Here is a 20,058-nt window from a genome sequence, read left to right on the forward strand (position 1 = left end):
GCCACAAATCGCCGCGACCGTCAAGTATTCCGGTCTGTGGCCACGCGTCACCGGCGGCCGAACAAACGTTCGATATCGGCGAGCTTGAGCTCAATATAGGTCGGGCGGCCGTGATTGCACGTGCCCGATCCGGGTGTCGCCTCCATCTGGCGCAACAGCGCATTCATCTCCTCGGGCTTCATCAGTCTTCCCGATCTGACGGAGCCGTGGCACGCCATGGTGGAGGCGATGCGGTCGAGCCGTTCCTTGAGCAGTTCGGTGGTGTCATTGTCGGCGATCTCGTCCGCCAGATCGCGGATCAACTGGCCGACATTCGTTTCGCCGAGCATCGACGGCGTCTCGCGCACCGCGACCGCCCCCGGACCGAAGCGTTCAAGGCCAAGGCCAAAGCGTGCCAGCGTATCGGCATGCGAGGCCAGCCGGTCGGCATCTTCTTCCGGCAGGTCGATGATCTCCGGGATCAACAGCATCTGCGCCGGCACCGGCCGCGAGTGGATGGCCTGCTTCAGCGCCTCGTAGACAAGCCGCTCATGTGCCGCGTGCTGATCGACGATGACGAGCGAGTCCTGCGTCTGCGCGACGATGTAATTGCCGTGCACCTGCGCGCGGGCCGCTCCCAGTTCCAGGTCGAGCAATGCCGCTTCGGCTTCCGTGCTTGCCGCCCTCGCGTCCGCGCTTGCCAGAGGACCTGCGTCGAAGACCGCTTGTGCCGTTTCGCCGAACCCCGCATCGAGCGGACGGAAGGGCGATCGGGCAGGGCTGTAGCTGCCCGACGCGGAGGCCCGGAAGTCGGGATCATAGGCGCGGTGGCTGTTGGCAGGTCCCGGATGGGCATAGGCTGCTGCACCGGGCCGAAACGCCCCCATCATGCCGGCAGCACCGGTCGTGGCCGTGCGGATGCCGGCCGCAGCCAGCGCCTGGCGCGTCGCGCCGACGATTAGGCCGCGCACGAGACCGGGATCGCGGAAGCGGACATCCGCCTTGGCCGGGTGCACGTTTACGTCCACCAGTGCGGGGTCGAGCGTCAGAAACAGCACAGTCACGGCATGCCGGTCGCGCGGCAGGACATCCATGAAGGCGCCGCGGATGGCGCCGGCAATCAGCTTGTCGCGCACCGGGCGGCCGTTGACATAGGCATATTGCTGCAGCGCGTTGGCGCGCGTGTAGGAAGGAATGGAGACGTGGCCGGACAGCGCTATGCCCTCGCGCTCGGCCTCAATGGATATCGAGTTTTCGGGAAACTCCTTGCCCATCACCTGGGCGATGCGCCGCAGCCGGCCGTCTGGCGTAGCGTCGGTCGCCGGCAGGTCTAGCGTCGTGCGGTCGCTGCCCGAGAGCGTGAAGCGAACGCCGGGGAAGGCAATGGCGATGCGTTTGACGACGTCGCCGATGGCGGTGGTCTCGGCCCGCTCGCCCTTCATGAACTTCAGCCGGGCAGGGGTTGCGTAGAACAGGTCTCTCACCTCGACAGACGTGCCGCGGTTGGCCGCCGCGGGGCGGGCCGGCGAGACGTCGCCCCCCTCGATCGAAATCTCGGACGCGGAATCGGCCTCTTTCGTGCGTGATCGGATGGTCAGCCGCGACACCGAGCCGATCGACGGCAGCGCCTCACCACGAAAGCCAAGCGAGCGGATATCGTGGATGTCGGATGACAGCTTGGAGGTGCAATGGCGCGAGACCGCGAGTTCCAGCTCGTCCTCGGAAATGCCGCCGCCGTCGTCGATCACGCGGATCATGCCGAGCCCGCCGCCGGACGTTGCGATCTCGACGCGCGAAGCACCGGCATCGAGCGCGTTCTCGACCAGTTCCTTCACCACGCTCGCCGGCCGCTCGATTACCTCGCCGGCGGCGATCTGGTTGATCATCGTTTCTGTGAGTTGGCGTATGGGCATGGCGGCATTCTACATGGATTCGCCAGACGGCGACCAGCGTCTCACTGGGAAGTCAGCCAGTCCCGAACCGTCCTGGCGCTCTGGCTGAGTTCCCGGTTCTTCGGCCAGGCGACGTGGAAGGCGAATCCGGTTCGCATGACGTGGTCGGTGATCTGGACGAGCAGGCCGCTGGCGACAAGGCGGTCGGTCAGATGACGCCAGCCAAGCCCGATACCCTGGCCCTCCATCACGGCCTGGATGACGAGCACGTAGTCGTTGATGAGCAGGCCCCGATTGGCTGCGGATCCGCTGATGCCAGCGGAGCGGAACCAGTCCCTCCAGCTCGCAGCCGCCCTGATCGGCTCCTCCAGATGGATCAGCTGATGCGATGCGATATCGGCCGGCGTCAATGGCTGTCCGGCACGCGCGACATAGCTCGGTCCGGCGACGGCGCAGATCTCTTCGTCGGCAATCCGCAGCAGGTTGTAGTCGGGCCAGTCCGATGGCGCGCCGCCGCGAATCCCGAGCGGTATGTCCTCGGCGAGCAGGTTGACGTCGCGGTCCGCGGTCTGGATGCGCAGGTCGATGTCGGGCAGGTCGTCGCGGAACTTCTGCAGGCGCGGCATCATCCAGAAGGAGGCGAAGGCGGTGGAGGCCGAGAGTGTTACGTGCGCTCCGCTTGCCCGCCCGCGGATATCTTCGGCCGACTTGCGGATATGGGAGAGCCCGAGCGTCACATCGGTGAGAAATCGCCCGCCGGTCTCGGTGAGCGAGACCTGACGGTGGCGGCGCTGGAACAGCTTGACGCCGAGTTGCTCCTCAAGCCCCCGGATCGAATAGGACACGGCTGCCTGGCTCATGCCCAGTTCCTTGCCCGCGGCGGTGAAACTGGAAAGCCGTCCGGCTGCCTCGAACACGATGAGGTTTCCGGCCGACGGCAACAGGTGGCGAAGGCTTTGCATAAGTGCAGCTTATATGAAGCATCAGGATTTTCCAGCGTCACAGCGTCACCCGCAGGCACTAGCTTCGTAGCTGGCTCAAGAGGGAGGGTCCGATGCACACCGCCACTGCCGAAATCGCAGGCGAGCCTGCAAAGCGGCGCGAACGCTCAGGCGGTCGAATCGCCCGGCGCGAGTTGCGCTCGCACGGCTCGGAGGGGCTCGGCCGTCCCTACATCGTCCGCAACATTCCGACCTACGACATCCTGTCGGAAGAAAATCTCCTTCGGATCGAGGCCACGGCCGACCGGATTCTGGCCGAGATCGGCATCGAATTCCGCGACGATCCGGTGGTTCTCGATCATTGGAAGCGGGCGGGAGGCAGGATTGACGGCAACCTCGTCAAGTTCGAGCCGGGCATGCTGCGCGAAATCCTGACGACCGCGCCGGCGAGCTTCACCCAGCACGCGCGCAATCCTGCTGCCTCGGTCGAGATCGGCGGCAAGAGCGTCGTCTTCTCGCCGGCCTACGGATCGCCCTTCGTCATGGATATCGACAAGGGCCGCCGCTACGGCACGATCGAGGACTTCCGCAACTTCGTGAAGCTGGCGCAGTCGTCGCCCTGGCTGCACCATTCAGGCGGGACCATCTGTGAGCCGGTCGACGTGCCCGTCAACAAGCGCCACCTCGACATGGTCTACAGCCACATCAAGTACTCCGATCGAGGATTCATGGGCTCGGTGACGGCCGAGGACCGGGCCGACGATTCTATCGACATGGCCCGCATCGTCTTCGGCGAAAGCTTCGTGGACGAGAACTGCGTGATCCTCGGCAATGTCAACGTGAACTCGCCGCTGGTCTGGGATGCGACCATGACCAGCGCCCTGCGAGCCTATGCCCGCGCCAACCAGGCGGCGGTCGTGGTGCCGTTCATCCTCGGCGGCGCGATGGGCCCGGTTACCAATGCCGGAGCGATAGCGCAGTCGCTCGCCGAGACCATGGCCGGCTGCGCGCTGACCCAACTCGAACGGCCGGGCGCACCGGTAATCTTCGGCAATTTCCTGTCGTCGATGTCGCTGAGGTCCGGATCGCCGACCTTCGGCACGCCCGAGCCCGCAATCGGCTCGATGGTGATCGGGCAACTGGCGCGGCGGCTGAACCTGCCGCTCAGGTGTTCCGGCAACTTCACCACCTCGAAGCTGCCGGACGCCCACGCGATGAACGAAGGCACGATGTCGATGCTGGCAGCCGTCCATTGCGGCGCCAACTTCATCCTGCATTCTGCGGGCTTCCTCGATGGGCTGCTGTCGATGTCCTACGAGAAGTTCGTGATGGACGCCGATTTCTGCGGTGCGCTGCACACCTATCTCGACGGCATCAAGCTCGACGACAACCAGTTGGCGCTCGAAGCCTTCCGGGAGGTTGGACCGGGCAGCCATTTCTTCGGCTGCGCGCATACGATGGAGAACTACGAGACGGCTTTCTGGGACTCCGAGATCGCCGACAACGAGCCTTTCGAGAAGTGGCAGGCGGCCGGCTCGGAAGATGCCGCGATCCGCGCCAACCGGCGCTGGAAGAAGGCGCTCGCCGAGTATGTCGCGCCACCGCTCGACGAGGCCACAGACGAGGCATTGCAGGACTTCATGGCGCGCAGGAAAGCGTCGATGGAAGATTCCTGGTACTGAGGACGGCGCGATGAAGATCACCGCAATTCGCGTAACCCATGTCAACGTGCCCTTCGATGCACCGTTCTGGTGGACCGGCGGCCACTACCCGGGTGCGTCGAAGTCGATCATCGAGGTCGAGACGGACGCCGGCATCGTCGGGCTCGGCGAAGCGCCCTGGTGGCATTTCGGCGAGGTCGTCAAGGCGGAGATCGCGCCGGCCCTGCTGGGTGCCGATCCGCTCGACATCGCCGACTGCGAAAGCCGCTGCGTGCCGCCCTGGCAGATTACCGCCAACACCGGCGAGAATGCTGCCTCGGTGGCGTTCGGTGCCGTGGAGATGGCGTTATGGGATATCCGGGGCAAGGCCTTCGGCATGCCGCTCTACAAGTTGCTGGGCGGCGCAGTGCGAAAAAGCATCCCGTTCTCGGAGTATTTCGCCTTTCGTCCTGCCCGTGGCGGCGCCGGCGGCGAGATGTCGCCGGAGGCGATCGTCGACTACTGCCTGAAGATGCGTGAGGAGCATGGGTCGAGCATCTTCGAGGGCAAGCTCATCCTCGGCGATCCGCAACTCGAAATCCGGACCGTTCGCATGCTGCGTGAGGCGCTTGGCGACACAGCGCAGATCAAGCTCGATTCCAACATGCAGTGGTCGCTGACGACGGCACGCTGGGTGCTGCGGGAAATCGAGCCATTCAACATCCGCAACTATGAGGATCCGGTGGCCTCCTTCGAGGAAATGGCGGCCCTCAGGCAGCATTCGCGCATTCCGTTCTCGACCCATGTGCCGGATCTGCGGCGCGCCGTCGCGCTGGGGACTCCCGACACATTCGTCTGCAATTTCGCTGCCCTTGGCGGCATCGGCAGGACGTTGAAGTTCATCGCCGCCTGTGAGGCGATGGGCAAGGGATTCTGGTGCTATTCCAACGATCTGGGCATCATGACCGCGGCCTATCTGCACGTGGTTGCGGCGACGCCGTGGATCACCGAAGCCTCGCAGTCGCTGTTTCGTTGGCAGGTTGGCGACGTCATCAAGGACGGACCCTTCCGACAGACGAACGACACGGTGCCAGTACCGGAGGGAGACGGGCTTGGCGTCGAACTCGATCCGGCGGCGATGAAGCGCTGGGCCGCCCACTTTACGGAGCACGGACCGATGGGGCACTTTATGGATCCCGGCAATCCGGGCCGCTACCGCCGTCTGCCATTGCATTGAGAGGGAAGGCGGGCCGATGGTCGGCGGAGCACGTCACTCGAACATCTGGTGGACCATGCGATCGCATTATGCACTCGGTCTCGGCTTGTTGGGATCACTTCTGGCGCCGCTGGCGGCGACGGCCGGGGAGCCTAGCGAAGTCGTGAGGCAGTTCTACCTGCAGCCCGGCCTCGAACTGGAAATGTCGGCCCGCGACAGCTTCATCGATCCGGCGCGCCGAATTCTGAACCTGAACGACGAAATCCGTCACGGAGGCGACGAGGGATGCCTCGATCCGGCGCTGCCTTTCAACGATTCCTACTTCGATCCGGCCGTTGTCGCCCGGGCGCTGACGCTCAAGGAAGTCGCCACCGGCGGGGAAGCCACGGTGCTTGCGACCTTCATGGCCTCGGACGAGGCACAGACCGTGCAATGGCGCCTGAAAAACGTCGACGGCACCTGGAAGGTATTCGACCTCGTGTCGATGACGAAGGACTGGGCGCTGAGCCGCTTCCAGTGCGAATAGCCGGTTCGCGACACCCTTGAACGAAGCAGCGGCGTGAAGACGTGACCAGCAACGATCCCCTTTTGCAGCCCTACCATCTGAAGCACCTGACGCTGAAGAACCGCGTCATGTCGACCAGCCATGAGCCGGCCTATTCCGAGGACGGACTGCCGAAGGAGCGCTACCGGCTATACCATGCCGAGAAGGCCAAGGGCGGTCTGGCGCTGACGATGACCGCCGGTTCAGCGCTCGTCTCGCGCGACAGTCCGGCCGCTTTCGGCAATCTTCACGCCTACCGCGACGAGATCGTGCCCTGGCTGAAGGAACTCGCCGACTCCTGCCACGAGCATGACTGCGCCGTGATGATCCAGCTGACGCATCTCGGCCGGCGCACGGGCTGGAACAAGGCCGACTGGCTGCCGGTGCTCAGCGCATCGCCGGTGCGCGAGCCCGCACACCGGTCGTTTCCGAAAACCGCCGAAGACTGGGACATCGATCGCATCGTCGCCGATTATGCGAGCGCCGCCCAGCGCATGCAGGCGGCCGGGCTCGACGGCATCGAATTCGAAGCCTACGGCCACCTGATGGACGGCTTCTGGTCGCCGGCGACCAATTCCCGCGATGACGAGTATGGCGGCTCGCTGGACAACCGCCTGCGCTTTACCTGGCGGGTGATCGATGCGGTCCGGGCGGCGGTCGGCAAGGAGTTCATCGTCGGCATCCGCATGGTGGCCGACGAGGATCTCGAGCAGGGTCTGTCGAAGGCCGAAGGCATCGAGATCGCCAACCGGTTGGCGGCCTCGGGAAAATTCGACTTCCTGAACATCATTCGCGGTTCGATCGAGACCGATGCTGCCCTGACCAGGGTCATTCCGATCGCCGGCATGGCTTCCTCGCCGCATCTCGACTTTGCTGGTGAAGTGCGGGCGGCCACCAAGTTCCCGGTGTTCCATGCCGCGCGCATCGCGGACGTGGCGACCGCCCGCCACGCCATTGCATCCGGCAAGCTCGACATGGTCGGCATGACACGGGCGCATCTCGCCGATCCCCACATCGTGAAGAAGGTCATCGAGGGTCGCGAGGCGGAGATCCGTCCCTGCGTCGGTGCAACCTACTGCCTGGACCGCATCTACGAGGGCGGGGAGGCGCTCTGCATCCACAATGCGGCGACCGGCCGCGAGGCGAGCATTCCGCACGAGATCGCGCGCGGCGCTGGCCCCCGCAAGCATGTCGTGGTGGTCGGCGCCGGCGCCGGCGGGCTGGAGGCGGCGCGCGTCGCCGCCGAACGCGGGCACAGGGTGACCGTGCTCGAAGCCTCCGGGCAGGCCGGCGGACAGGTCAGGCTCGCCGCCCAGAACCCGCGCCGCCGCGACCTCGTCGGCATCGTCGACTGGCGGCTTTCCGAACTGGCGCGCTTGGGCGCCGACATGCGTTTCGACATCTGGGCTGAAAGCAGCGACGTCCTTGCGCTTGAGCCCGACGTCGTGATCGTCGCCACCGGTGGGCTGCCGCAGAACCCGCCGCTTTCGGCCGGCGACGATCTCGTCACCTCGAGCTGGGACATCATCGCCGGGGCAGTCAAGCCGGCCGAGAATGTGCTCGTCTATGACGACAATGGCGGTCATCAGGGTATGACGGCGGCTGAACTCATCGCTAGCGCAGGCGCGAAGCTCGAACTGGTTTCCCCCGAACGCTTCTTCGCTCCCGAGATGGGCGGCATGAACCATGTGCCCTACATGCGCGCCTTTCACGAGCAGGGTGTAAGAATCACCATCAATACGCGGCTGCGGGCGGTCCGGCGCGAAGGCAATCAGCTTGTCGCGACCCTCTGCTCAGACTTTGCCCAAAACTGGTTCGAGGAGAGGCGCGTCGACCAGATCGTGGTCGAGCATGGCACGCTTCCGCTCGACGACCTGTATTTCGCGCTGAAGCCGCTGTCGCGCAACGCCGGCGCGGTCGACTATCAGAAGCTGGTAGAGGGCGGCGACATCTTTCCCGTCGAGCGTTCCGACGGGGCCTTCACGCTGCTGCGCATCGGTGACGCGGTGGCGGCCCGCAACATCCACGCCGCAATCTATGACGGCATCAGGTTCGCGCTCAGAATCTAAACGGCGCCCGATGGGTTGGCGCGAGGTGTTACCGCTCAGACATGCACCCGGCCATGGTTCAGCTCGTCCGACCCGCCGCTCGACAGAAATGTGGCGTAGGCGATCCATGCGTAGAGGGTGGCAACGAGAAGCAGCACGAACCAGCCCGGCAGAGGTCCCAGAGCAGCGTTGCCGACGATCTCCTGCAACGAGGCGACCACGTCGCGCCGGGTCTCGATATCCTGCAGCTTTGGCGACGAGATCTTCAGCACCCAGGCCATCAGCAGGATCAGGAACATCCATGCATAGTTGCGCCGCAGGCGGCGCGACATCGCCGTCTTGAGCGACATCAGGAATTCGGGTTCGCGCAGGTCCTTGCCGAGCACCTTGGCCCAGTCCTCCTTCACTTGGCTGTCAGGCGCGAACATCTGGGCGAAGTAGTTACGTTCGATGATGCGGACACGGCCGCGGTAGACGTCGAAGAAGCGGTAGCGGCGGGCCTCGATCAGCAACAGGAGCAGGATCATGATCATGGCGAACAGCAGCACGCCATGTGACGAGGATGGGCTGGACAGTGACAGCGACAGCATCGCGGCGACACCGGTGATGGCCCAGTTGCTGGTACGGTCTATGCGGTCGCGCCAGCCGGCCATGCGGGCGATCTCGGCCCGGTGAAAATGCGCCAGCGCGGTGATGAATTCGGACGCGGTGGAGGGAAGGGGCGGCGTGGCGAAGCCCGTCGATATGTTGTCGTCAAGCTGCTGCTGTGCCTGTTCCATGACTGCCTCCCGTGCATGAATTCGGGTCATGCTAATGCAAATAGAACAGCCGCGGCGAAAATCAGGAGAGATGCATTGACTGGGAAACGCTCTCTAGGGCACGTGCACCCTTGGCCTGTGGACGATGTCTGCCTGCAACCGCCGCGCGAATCAGGCGCTTGCGTTACGTCTGGTCCTGTCTATTCATACCGATACGGATTGGGCGGTTGTGGGACGCGGGGAAGAAAATTGAACAAGAGTGGCCTATTTTCGCCGAGCCAGACTAACACCGGACTCTACATCCAGCTCCACGCGAACGGGTTCAGCACGGCCGACATCGTGCGGGTACAGGACGCGTATCTTCTCTGTTGCCTGATGTTCAATGGCCGCTACCGAAAGACCGGTCGGCCATTCATCTGCCACGCAGTAGGCGCCGCCTCGTCAGTCGTCCATTTCGATCGCGACGTTACCAATGTGCTCGCCGGCATGTTTCATGCAGCTTATGACTCCGGTGAATTCCCGGACGGAAAGTCGAGCAAGCGGACGGCAGCACACAAGGCATGGCTGGTGCAGCATCTTGGCGCCGAGGTCGAGGAACTTGTGGCCAGCGTTTCGGCGATGGTGCTCGATACCGGCGACCCCGAACGCCTCGCGGCTGGTGACATCTTGAAGAAAGACGAGGTTCCGCTGTTCGTGGCGCTTGCCCACGAGATAGACGATCTTGCCGACGGTGGCTTGGCCTTTGCGCCCAAATACGGAAAATCGGTCGCGACCAGAGTCACGGCTTGCGCCGAACTGGCCCGGCGTCTCGGACGCGAGGAACTCGCCTCGGTTTTTGAGTCCTACGGCGAGGCGTATAAAGAGCTGGATTGGACTGAGCAGCTGAGAAAACCGAGCGAACAAGGCTTTCGGATTGCGCCCAACCTGCGCACCTACATCAAGCTGCGGCGTGCCGAGCTTCGCGGCCAACGGGTCATGATCAACCGATGACACCTAGCCTTTCCCTGATCGTCGAAATGGACAATGCCGAGGTGTCCGGCTCCGAGACCGTGCTTGCAGCCATCAACCTGCTGGCTGCACAGCTCGGCGCACTGGAAGACAAGGGCAGCAAGGGCGCAAGGCCTGAAATGATCTTCGTCCTTCCGGGTAGTTCCTCGGACGCCGAGGCATTGCGGCGTGCCGTGTCCGAGGCCGCTCCCGGTCTGGCAGACCACGCCGATCTGTCATTCGAAGGGGTGCCGGATGGCCGCTACTATGAACTGAAGAACCGCGGTGTTGAATTGGCCCGTGGCGACATTGTTGCCTTCATGGATTCTGACATGCTGCCCGAAGCCGATTGGCTGCCAAAGCTTCTGGCGCCCTTCTCGGACCCCGAAGTTGTTGGAAGCAACGGCCATACCTCGCTTCTGTTCGACAGTTTTCCATCGCGTGTCTACGCGCTGTTCTGGGTATTCCCGTTGAGAACACACGATGAAAGGGCGGCAGCAAAGAGGCCGCTGAATGCCAACAACTGTGCCTTCCGGCGCCCATGGATTGCCGCGAACCCGTTTCCGGACAATCCCGGCTTCAAGGTTGCCTGTTCGCTTCTTTCCGAGACGCTCCGCCAGCAGGGATTGCGAGTCGCGGCGGTCGAAGCCTTTTCCGGCCACCGTCCGCCGCGCGGCTGGCGCTTCTTCGCCTGGCGAGCGCTCGTTGCGGGGCGGGACGCCGACCGACGGTTCACGGTCCTCAAGTCGCAGCGGCGGCTTCACCGGCTTGCAAACGCCTTCGGGCGGTTTTTCACGGCGCAATGGCGCCTGCTGCGCCGGCTGCCGCTGGCTCGGCACGTCGGCCTGGCCCCCCTGCAACTGCCGCTGGCGGTGGGCATGTATTCCATTTTCAACGGCATTGCCTTTGTCGGGCAGGCGCTGTTGGCTACCGGTCTCCAGAGCGATCGGGTCGAGCGCGTGCCAGACTATGTGGAGCACAGCTAGGTGGCGACGATACCAGCCATCTCGATCATCACGCCGACCTTCAACCGCCGGGAGGCGTTGTTGCGGGCTGTGGCGAGCGTGCGGGCTCAGGGTTTTCAGCACTATGAGCACATCATCGTCGATGATGGCTCTACGGATGGCACGGCCGACGAATTGTCGATGCTGCAGGATTCTCGCCTGCGCTACGTTGCCCTCGAAAAGCACGTCGGCGCCAATGCGGCGCGCAATCATGGGCTACATCTGGCGAGTTCCAATCTGTTGACGTTCTTGGACTCCGACGATGAGTTCCTGCCTGGTCGCCTGGAACGGTCGGTCTCGTTCTTCGGGGAGCGCCCCGAAATCGACCTGTCCATCAGTTCGTTCCACATCTGCAAGGATGGGCGCACCATGACGCCGACGGTGAACCAGAACGCGCTGTTCGACGCGCGTACCCTGGAGCGGAGCGTGTTTGCCCAGGTGACGTCGATAGCCGGCACGGCGATCACCGTTCGCAGAAGAGCGATCGAGGCTGTCGGCCTGTTCGACGAAGGCCTGTGGCGACTGCAGGACCGCGACTTGCTGCTTCGCCTCGCGGTAGCCGGCTACGGCGCCGCCATCCTCGACGAGATCGACTGGATCAAGCACTACAGCGCGGATTCCATCTCGCGCCAGCGGAATGGGTACATTGCGGCCTATGGGGAGCTGATGCGCCGGCATCCGGACCTCCGGCAGCGCTATCCGGAAATGGTCTCCTACATGGTGGCGCGGCGACTGCTGAACAGCCTGCTTCAAGGCCGCATCGGCGACCTGGTGTCAGACTATCGCGACAACCTCCGGCATGATCAGCTGAGATTCTCGGGCCGGGCGCTCGTCTGCGGATACCACAGGGGTCGACAGCAGCGCGGGCGGATCCAGAGCGAGATCGGGGATATTGCCCGAAACGGTTTGACAGCCGACCGATCGCGGTCACCCGCCCTGTTGCGTTCCTGACATCGGCTGGCCGACTGAACGGACAAAATACCGTACCGACTTCCGGCCACCGTGGATCGTGGCTTGACCGACTTCGACGAAGCCAAGCGCTGCGTGGAAGGCGTCTGATGCCGGGTTCGGCGGATCGGAATTGACTTCGCACCCGATCATCTCGTGACCGGCGGCAGATGCTCGGTCGAACAGGTCCCGGTAAAGCCGGCGAGCGTGCCCCTTTCCGCGTGCCGAGGCTGCGACGGCGATCCGGTCGACGTAGACGAAGCGGGGGTAGCGCTCGCGGAACCAGTGAAAATTCGGACTGTCGTACTCCCCATCCTGGTCGAAGGCGATGAGGAAGGCTTCGAGATTGCCGATGCAGGCTGCGTAGAAGGCGGAATTGAGGAGGGCCGAGAGCCCGTCAGGCTCCAGCCAAGAAAGCTCGGCCGCATGTTCGTTGTTCAGTTTGAGGACGCTGGCTTCCAGGGAGCGCGAGATGGGTGAGATCATGCTTGGCCGGTCATTGGAACGGGGAATCCGCCGGGCAGATACGGACCCGGGCGGTGCCAGGCAATCTGGCATGTATCGGGCCAGTTGCCACGCAGAACTTCGAGAGGTCGCGACTAGGCGCGGCTGCCCTGCAGCACCTTCAGCGCCGGACGTGTGCGCGGCGTGCGCATGGCGAGCCATTCGCGGGCCTTGTCCTGCGGCATCGGGAAAGCGATCGAATAACCCTGCACCTGGTCGCAGCCAATCGACATCAGCGATGTCAGCTCTTCTTCGGTCTCCGCGCCCTCGGCGATGATCGAAATTCCGAGCCCGCGCGCAAGTTCGGTGATTGCGCGGACGATCTTGGTGTTGTCGCTGTTCGAATTGATGTTCTGCACGAAGCGGCGATCGATCTTCAGCCGGTCGATCTCGTTGGGATTGACGTGGCTGAGCGAGGCGTAGCCTGTGCCGAAGTCGTCGAGTTCCAGGTGCACGCCGGCGGCACGGATCTGGCGCAGCTTCGAGGCGATGCCGGTCTTCTCATCATCCAGGATCACCGATTCCACGATTTCCAGCGAGAGCTTTTCGGCAGGCAGACCGGCGGCCTCCAGTTCCCCGAACAGGAATACGTCGAAGTCGGGCTCGCGCAACTCGGTCCCGGACACGTTCACCGCAAGCCGGCCGAAATAGAGCCCTGCACGGTGCCACTCGGCGGCCTGCTGGATCGCCTTGGAAATGACGATTCTGCCGATCTGCGCCATCAGGCCCGACTTTTCCGCCACCGGAATGAATTCTCCGGGCGGGATCATGCCGCGCGTTGCGTGATTCCACCGCACCAGCGCCTCGGTTCCGGCGATCGTTCCGTCGGACAGCGAGACCTGCGGCTGGAAGTAGACCTGGAACGACTTTTCCGCGATGGCGGTGCGCATGTCGTTCTCGAGCTGCTTGCGGTGTTCGAGTTCCAGTCGCAACTCTTCCGAAAAGAAGGAGAAGGCGCCGCCGCCGAGCTTCTTGGCGGAGTAAAGCGCCAGGTCGGCATGGACGATCAGGTCCTTGGCATTTTCCGCGTCGACCGGATAGACGGCGATGCCGGCACTGGCGCCGGGCAGGATCGTCGCGCCATGGAAGCTGATCGGCTCGTTGATCCGTTCCATGATGCGCCGCGCCACCATGTTGATGTCTTCGGTCGTGCCGGCACCCTGAAGGATCATCACGAATTCGTCGCCGCCGAGCCGCACGCAGAGGTCGGAAGCCCGGCAGGTCTCGCGCATGCGCTGCGCCGTTGCAACGAGGACATAGTCGCCGGCCGAATGGCCCAGCGTATCGTTGATCTGCTTGAAGCGGTCGAGGTCGATCTGGATTACCGCCATGCGCTCGTGGCGGCGCCGCGCCCCCTTGATCAACGTATCGAAGTGATCGGTCAGGAAGGTTCGGTTGTGCAGCCCTGTCAGCCCGTCATGCACGGCGATGAACGCCATCGAGTTGCGGGCATCGACGAGCTCGTGCGTCTTGCGCCGGATGACTTCCGACATTGGCCTGAAGATGAACAAAGCGACCAGAATGATGACGGTGATGGTGGCGAAAAACAGGTTGCCGTGCATGTCGAGCGTGCTGGCAAGGCGGCTGTTTGCGGACGCGTCGATGCGCTTTCCGAGCGCCGTGAAGCCCTCGAGCGTCGCCTTGGCGACGGTCTCGTCGATCTGCGCGCGTTCCTTGCCGGCCAGGTAGTTGGCGCTGGACCCGTTGATGTTCAGTTCGGACTCGATGGCCGCTATCAGGCGCCAGCCATTGGCGGCAAGCCCGGTGCAGAAGTAATCGAGATGGTAGGGTTTCGCGAAGAATACGCTTTCGAGCGAATCCGGATCGAAGCGCGCATCGGACAGAGGATTGACGCCGGTGCGCTCGAGAAGCAGGTCATAGTTCTTTTCGAATTCGGTATTGGCTTGCCTCAGCGAGGCAACCAGACCGGCCTGATCCTTGCGCTCGGCGGCACTTGCCGCATTGGCCAGGAACACGACGCGCTGCGACAGCGCCTTCTGGGTGCTGGCAAGGGTAAGCAGGTCCTTGTCGCGCTGCTGGGCGGCCATCATTTGCTGCAGAAGCACGAATGAAGCCATCGCCATGGCGGCGATGATAAGCAGCGCGATCCAGTAGGCACTCTTGATCAGGAAGATCAGTTTTGCCGAGCTGGAATTTACCGGCTGCTGCTGTTGTTGCATTTCCTGCGGCCTTCTGGCGCGATTCACTGTTTTGGAATATGCACCATGCCCACAAGGCGTTAACGGCTTGCCAGCGGGCCCCGGATTCGGTCGGTCGCCGTCACAATTCGGGGCCGATGGTTATTGAAGCGTTGTCGGAACCGGCTGCATTCGAATGACGGGAAGTGCTGCTGGTGCAACGGAAACGATTTCCCGTCATCGCTGTTTGGCCGTAAGCTCGAACACCAAAACGTAATCGGAATCCGGAAACTGCCATGAATATCGAATCGAAGGGCGCGAAGACGACGTCCGGCTCCTTTGTCTGGAACGATCCATTCCTGATCGAGGACCAGCTGAGTGAGGACGAGCGCATGATCCGCGACGCGGCTGCGAGCTTTGCCGCAGACAAGCTCGCTCCGCGCATCGAGGACGCCTACCTCAACGAAACCACCGATCCGGCGATCTTCCGCGAGATGGGCGAGGCGGGTCTGCTCGGCATCACCGTGCCGGAAGAATATGGCGGCCTCGGCGCGGGCTATGTGACCTATGGACTTGTGGCGCGCGAGGTCGAGCGCGTTGATTCCGGCTATCGCTCGATGATGAGCGTGCAGTCGTCGCTCGTCATGTACCCAATCTACGCCTACGGCTCGGAGGAGCAGCGCAAGAAGTTCCTGCCGAAGCTGGCTTCGGGTGAGTGGATCGGCTGCTTTGGCCTTACCGAACCCGATGCCGGCTCGGATCCGGGCGGCATGAAGACGCGTGCCGAGAAGACTGCCGACGGCTACCGGCTGACGGGATCCAAGATGTGGATCTCGAACTCGCCTATCGCCGACGTTTTCGTCGTCTGGGCCAAGTCCGCGGCGCATGACAACCAGATCCGCGGCTTCGTGCTCGAAAAGGGCATGAAAGGCCTGTCCGCCCCGAAGATCGACGGAAAGCTGTCCCTGCGGGCGTCGATTACCGGCGAGGTCGTGATGGAAGGCGTCGAGGTCGGCGAGGATGCGCTGTTGCCAAACGTGTCGGGCCTGAAGGGGCCGTTCGGCTGCCTTAACCGCGCCCGCTACGGCATCTCCTGGGGCGCCATGGGTGCGGCCGAGGATTGCTGGCACCGCGCGCGCCAGTATGGGCTCGACCGCAAGCAGTTCGGCCGGCCGCTGGCCGCCACGCAGCTCTTCCAGAAGAAGCTCGCCGACATGCAGACGGAAATCGCGCTCGGCCTGCAGGGGTCGCTTCGCGTCGGCCGGTTGATGGACGAGCATAGATTCGCACCCGAGATGATCTCGCTGGTCAAGCGCAACAATTGCGGCAAGGCGCTCGACATCGCCCGCCAGGCCCGCGACATGCATGGCGGCAACGGCATCCAGGTCGGCTATCACGTGATGCGCCATGCGCAGAACCTTGAGACGGTGAACACCTACGAGGGTACGCACGATGTCCATGCCCTCATCCTTGGCCGCGCACAGACGGGCCTGCAGGCATTCTTCTGAGGATTGGCGCAGGCGGATCCGATTCCGCCGCCGCATCCGCATGAATTGACGCCGGCGCGGCAGCGCCGGCGTGGTGGCCTGGTCGGATGCTCGCGCATCTGTTTCCGACACCGATACACAACCGATCTCCAACGCCTCCGAACGGAAACCGCCTCCGGCTAGTCCTGAGCGTGCGGGGCTAGCTGCGCATTGAGCGCACGGAGATCGATGATGACCATCCATCGCATGCTGGAGAGTGGCGGAGAGCTCTTCTGGTTCAAGGGTGCACTGATCAACATACGCGTTTCCTGGATCGCGGGAGAGGATCGCGTCAGCGTGGTGGAGCACTTCATGCCCTACGGCATGTCACCGCCACTGCACGTGCACCGCAACGAGGACGAGGTCTTCCACATCCTCGAAGGATCCATGCGTATCCAGGTCGACGGCGTCGAGTCCATTGCCCATGCCGGGCAGACGGTCATGGCCCCAAAGGGCGTTCCGCACAGCTTTCGCGTCGAATCGGCTGAAGGCGCACGTTGCCTGACGATCACGACAGGCGGCGACCTGGAGCGGATGATCCGCGAGATCGGCGAACCGGCAGACAGCACGCGGCTGGCGCAGCGATACGAGCCCGGCGAGGCGGTGTCGCCAGCCCTTGCCCAGTGCTGCGCCCGGAACGGCATCGACCTCGTCGGCGCGCCCCTGTCCTGACAGGGTCGCATTTGTCATGGATTTTTGCCCCGTGCCGCGCGACAGTCGCGGCATTTGCAACCGGGGTTTGTATCCGATGTCGAACGCGTTCCTTTCCCACCTGACCTCAGAGCTCGAAGGCCTGAAGGCGGCCGGTCTCTACAAGTCGGAACGCGTGATCACCTCGCCGCAATCGGCCGAGATCGAGGTATCGAATCGCAAGCTGTTGAACTTCTGCGCCAACAACTACCTTGGCCTCGCCGACAATGACGAGTTGCGTGAGGCGGCGAAGTCTGCACTCGATCGCTACGGCTACGGCATGGCCTCGGTGCGCTTCATCTGCGGCACGCAGGAGGAGCACAAGCAGCTCGAGGCGAAGATCTCCGGCTTCCTCGGCATGGAGGACACGATCCTCTACGGCTCCTGTTTCGACGCCAATGGCGGCCTGTTCGAGACGCTTCTGGGCGAAGAAGACGCCGTCATCTCGGATGCTCTCAATCATGCCTCGATCATCGACGGCGTCAGGCTCTCCAAGGCAAAGCGCTTTCGCTACGCCAACAACGACATGGCGGCCCTCGAAGAAGAACTGAAGAAGGCCGAGGGCAGCCGTTTCAAGCTGATCGCCACGGACGGTGTCTTCTCGATGGATGGCATCATCGCCAACCTGCGGGGCGTTTGCGACCTGGCCGAGAAATACGGCGCCATGGTCATGGTCGACGACAGTCACGCGGTTGGGTTCGTCGGCGAGCACGGGCGCGGTTCCGCCGAGCATTGCGGCGTCGAGGGCAGGGTCGACATCATCACGGGCACGCTCGGCAAGGCGCTTGGCGGTGCATCCGGCGGCTACACCAGCGGCAAGCGCGAGGTGGTCGACTGGCTGCGCCAGCGCTCGCGGCCATACCTCTTTTCCAACACGCTGATGCCGGCAATTGCCGGCGCGTCGCTGACCGTGTTCGACATGATCGAGCATGGTGGCGCGCTTCGAAAGCAGCTTTATGCGAATGCTGCGCGTTTTCGCAGTGAAATGACCAAGCTCGGTTTCACGCTTGCGGGCGCGGACCATCCCATCATCCCGGTCATGCTCGGTGACGCGTCGTTGGCGCAGGAGATGGCTCAAAAGATGCTCGAGCGCGGCATATATGTGATCGGCTTCTCCTTTCCGGTGGTGCCGAAGGGCCAGGCGCGGATCAGGACGCAGATGTCGGCGGCACATTCGACTGAGGACATCGACCGTGCGGTGCAGGCATTTGCCGAAACCGGCCGCGAACTGGGTGTAATTTCCTGACGGGCGCTTGAAGAAGCGATTCGGGATCAAGCGATTCAAAGGACGAGATAATGTCGAACATGATGCGTGCGCTGGTGAAGGCGAAGGCCGAGCCGGGCATCTGGATGGAGCAGGTTCCGGTGCCGGAGATCGGGCCGAACGACGTGCTCATCAAGGTCAAGAAGACCGCGATCTGCGGCACCGACGTTCACATCTACAACTGGGACCAGTGGGCCCGGAAGACGGTTCCGGTGCCGATGGTGACCGGTCACGAATTCGTCGGCACCGTTGCCGATTTCGGCGCGGCCGTCACCGAATACACGGTCGGCCAGCGCGTGTCGGGCGAAGGTCATATCGTCTGCGGCCATTGCCGCAACTGCCGCGCGGGCAGGGGGCACCTCTGCCGCAACACGCTTGGCGTCGGCGTCAACAGGCCGGGCGCCTTTGGCGAGTATCTGGTCCTGCCGCAGCACAATGTCGTGCCGATTCCCGACGACATTCCCGACGAGATCGCCGCGATCTTCGACCCGCTGGGCAATGCGGTCCACACCGCCCTTTCCTTCGACCTGGTCGGCGAGGATGTGCTGGTGACCGGCGCCGGTCCGATCGGCATCATGGGCGCGCTGGTCGCGCAATGCGTCGGCGCACGCAAGGTGGTCATCACCGACATCAATCCGGTGCGCCTCGCGCTGGCCAAGAAGCTCGGCGTGCAGCATGTCGTCGATGCCTCGAAGGAAAAGCTCTCCGACGTCATGCAGGAGGAGGGCATGCGGGAGGGCTTCGACGTGGGGCTAGAAATGTCGGGTTCGGCGGCGGCCTTCCGCGACATGATCGACACCATGAACAACGGCGGCAAGATCGCCATTCTTGGCATCGCGCCGACCGGTTTCGAGATCGACTGGAACAAGGTCATCTTCAAGATGCTGCATCTCAAGGGCATCTACGGCCGCGAAATGTTCGAGACCTGGTACAAGATGATCGCGCTGGTGCAGGGACCGCTCGATGTGTCGGGCCTGATCACCCATCGGATCGGCGTCGATGACTACATCGAGGGCTTCGAGGCGATGAAGAGCGGTAATTCCGGCAAGGTGGTCATGGACTGGTAGGTCGCGGCAGGCTGGCGATGCGCGGGAGAGCTCCTTGACCGACAGGCTCGTGATTCTTGGCTCCAAGGGCGGACCGGCGCTGCGTCCCGGGGGGCCTTGGCCCACCTCGACGCTGCTCGAACTTGGCGGTCGCCGCATGGTGGTCGATTGCGGTCTTGGGGTGACGCGCGGCCTGACCGATGCCGGGACAGACCTCAAGGCCCTCGACCTGGTCTTCATCACCCATCTCCATTCCGACCACGTCATCGAACTGGGCCCTTTGCTGCACACGGCCTGGACGGCGGGGCTGAAGACGCCCGTCCGGGTTTACGGCCCGCGCGGCCTGAATCGATACTGGCGGAAATTCGCGCAATCGCTGGAATTCGATATCGAAATCCGGATCGCCGACGAAGGGCGCCCTGACCTTCGCGACCTCGTCACGGTTCAGGAATTCGCGGAAGGAGACGTGCTCGATGAGGACGGGCTCTCCGTCTCCGCCCTGTGCGTCGACCATCCGCCGCTCATCGAATGCTATGCGCTGCGCTTTGCACAGGGCGACCGAAGCATCGTGCTGTCGTCCGACACGGCCTACTTTCCGCCGCTCGCCGGGTTTGCGCGCGGCGCCGATATCCTCGTGCACGAGGCGATGCTCGAAGAGGGTGTCGAACGGCTGGTCGCACGCACCGGCAACGGCGCACGACTGCGCGAGCATCTGCTGGCCAGCCACACCTTCGCGACAGATGCCGGAAGGATAGCGGCGGAGGCCGGCGTCGGGCGGCTGGTGCTCAATCACCTGATCCCGGCCGACGATCCGACGATCGGCGAGGAGGATTGGGTGAGGGCAGTGCGGAAAAGCTGGTCTGGTGCCTTGACGATCGGCCGCGATGGCCTTGTTGTGCTCCTAGCCGACAGCAAGCCGGCGTAATGGGAGGA

17 protein-coding genes are annotated in these 20,058 nt (G+C 63.6%); 12 read left to right on the forward strand and 5 right to left on the reverse strand.

The features are described from left to right. Positions 1-47: 47 nt before the first annotated feature. Both mutL and ACT2BZ_RS16360 read right to left on the reverse strand, forming a co-directional pair. Positions 48-1,892, reverse strand: a complete 1,845-nt coding sequence (gene mutL / locus ACT2BZ_RS16355; protein WP_457936184.1) for a DNA mismatch repair endonuclease MutL — start codon at positions 1,890-1,892, stop codon at positions 48-50. A 41-nt stretch (positions 1,893-1,933) separates the two neighbouring features. Further along, complete coding sequence (locus tag ACT2BZ_RS16360; protein ID WP_457936185.1) at positions 1,934-2,833, reverse strand: LysR substrate-binding domain-containing protein; 900 nt, start codon at positions 2,831-2,833, stop codon at positions 1,934-1,936. Between the two features lie 92 nt (positions 2,834-2,925). On the opposite strand from ACT2BZ_RS16360, the gene ACT2BZ_RS16365 reads away from it, so the two are divergent. The 4 genes from ACT2BZ_RS16365 to ACT2BZ_RS16380 all read left to right on the forward strand — a co-directional run bounded on the left by ACT2BZ_RS16365 (position 2,926) and on the right by ACT2BZ_RS16380 (position 8,281). After that, on the forward strand, positions 2,926-4,494 hold the full coding sequence (locus ACT2BZ_RS16365) for a trimethylamine methyltransferase family protein (RefSeq protein ID WP_457936186.1): 1,569 nt from the start codon (positions 2,926-2,928) through the stop codon (positions 4,492-4,494). A 10-nt stretch (positions 4,495-4,504) separates the two neighbouring features. Beyond that, the gene (locus ACT2BZ_RS16370) at positions 4,505-5,689 is read left to right on the forward strand and encodes a mandelate racemase/muconate lactonizing enzyme family protein (protein ID WP_457936187.1); all 1,185 of its coding nucleotides are present in this window, start codon (positions 4,505-4,507) and stop codon (positions 5,687-5,689) included. A gap of 142 nt (positions 5,690-5,831) precedes the next feature. Then, positions 5,832-6,194, forward strand: a complete 363-nt coding sequence (locus ACT2BZ_RS16375) for a hypothetical protein (RefSeq protein WP_457936188.1) — start codon at positions 5,832-5,834, stop codon at positions 6,192-6,194. A gap of 41 nt (positions 6,195-6,235) precedes the next feature. Further along, on the forward strand, positions 6,236-8,281 hold the full coding sequence (locus tag ACT2BZ_RS16380; protein WP_457936189.1) for an oxidoreductase: 2,046 nt from the start codon (positions 6,236-6,238) through the stop codon (positions 8,279-8,281). Positions 8,282-8,316: 35 nt separating this feature from the next. Here the strand turns inward: ACT2BZ_RS16380 and ACT2BZ_RS16385 are convergent, their stop codons facing one another. Beyond that, entirely contained in the window at positions 8,317-9,039 is a 723-nt protein-coding gene (locus ACT2BZ_RS16385; RefSeq protein WP_457936190.1) for a DUF2270 domain-containing protein, read from the reverse strand. A 228-nt stretch (positions 9,040-9,267) separates the two neighbouring features. Between ACT2BZ_RS16385 and ACT2BZ_RS16390 the strand changes: the two genes are divergently transcribed. The 3 genes from ACT2BZ_RS16390 to ACT2BZ_RS16400 are packed head-to-tail and all read left to right on the forward strand — an operon-like array spanning position 9,268 to position 11,960. Continuing rightward, the gene (locus tag ACT2BZ_RS16390) at positions 9,268-10,008 is read left to right on the forward strand and encodes a hypothetical protein (protein ID WP_457936191.1); all 741 of its coding nucleotides are present in this window, start codon (positions 9,268-9,270) and stop codon (positions 10,006-10,008) included. A gap of 26 nt (positions 10,009-10,034) precedes the next feature. Beyond that, entirely contained in the window at positions 10,035-10,991 is a 957-nt protein-coding gene (locus ACT2BZ_RS16395) for a glycosyltransferase family 2 protein (RefSeq protein ID WP_457936192.1), read from the forward strand. Then, a complete protein-coding gene (locus ACT2BZ_RS16400; RefSeq protein WP_457936193.1) occupies positions 10,992-11,960 on the forward strand; it encodes a glycosyltransferase family 2 protein in 969 nt (322 codons plus the stop codon). It begins immediately after the preceding gene. On the opposite strand, the gene ACT2BZ_RS16405 is transcribed toward ACT2BZ_RS16400, so the two are convergent. Together ACT2BZ_RS16405 and ACT2BZ_RS16410 are read right to left on the reverse strand one after the other, a co-directional pair. Continuing rightward, positions 11,937-12,443 (reverse strand): GNAT family N-acetyltransferase, encoded by a 507-nt coding sequence (locus ACT2BZ_RS16405; RefSeq protein WP_457936194.1) that lies wholly within the window; start codon positions 12,441-12,443, stop codon positions 11,937-11,939. The genes ACT2BZ_RS16400 and ACT2BZ_RS16405 overlap by 24 nt on opposite strands. Before the next feature lie 113 nt (positions 12,444-12,556). Next, the gene (locus ACT2BZ_RS16410) at positions 12,557-14,641 is read right to left on the reverse strand and encodes a putative bifunctional diguanylate cyclase/phosphodiesterase (protein ID WP_457936195.1); all 2,085 of its coding nucleotides are present in this window, start codon (positions 14,639-14,641) and stop codon (positions 12,557-12,559) included. Positions 14,642-14,895: 254 nt separating this feature from the next. Between ACT2BZ_RS16410 and ACT2BZ_RS16415 the strand changes: the two genes are divergently transcribed. The 5 genes from ACT2BZ_RS16415 (at position 14,896) to ACT2BZ_RS16435 (ending at position 20,050) form a co-directional block, all read left to right on the forward strand. After that, the gene (locus tag ACT2BZ_RS16415; protein ID WP_457936196.1) at positions 14,896-16,107 is read left to right on the forward strand and encodes an acyl-CoA dehydrogenase; all 1,212 of its coding nucleotides are present in this window, start codon (positions 14,896-14,898) and stop codon (positions 16,105-16,107) included. A gap of 207 nt (positions 16,108-16,314) precedes the next feature. Then, positions 16,315-16,797 carry a cupin domain-containing protein gene (locus ACT2BZ_RS16420; protein ID WP_457936197.1) on the forward strand — a complete coding sequence of 161 codons (483 nt, stop codon included), beginning with the start codon at positions 16,315-16,317 and terminating at the stop codon, positions 16,795-16,797. A 76-nt stretch (positions 16,798-16,873) separates the two neighbouring features. Further along, positions 16,874-18,061: a glycine C-acetyltransferase gene (locus tag ACT2BZ_RS16425; RefSeq protein ID WP_457936198.1), complete on the forward strand. Its 1,188-nt coding sequence runs from the start codon at positions 16,874-16,876 to the stop codon at positions 18,059-18,061. Between the two features lie 50 nt (positions 18,062-18,111). Next, entirely contained in the window at positions 18,112-19,146 is a 1,035-nt protein-coding gene (gene tdh / locus ACT2BZ_RS16430; RefSeq protein ID WP_457936199.1) for an L-threonine 3-dehydrogenase, read from the forward strand. Between the two features lie 34 nt (positions 19,147-19,180). Next, the gene (locus ACT2BZ_RS16435) at positions 19,181-20,050 is read left to right on the forward strand and encodes an MBL fold metallo-hydrolase (RefSeq protein WP_457936200.1); all 870 of its coding nucleotides are present in this window, start codon (positions 19,181-19,183) and stop codon (positions 20,048-20,050) included. Positions 20,051-20,058: the final 8 nt, after the last annotated feature.

The organism is Mesorhizobium sp. 10J20-29 (assembly GCF_054130485.1).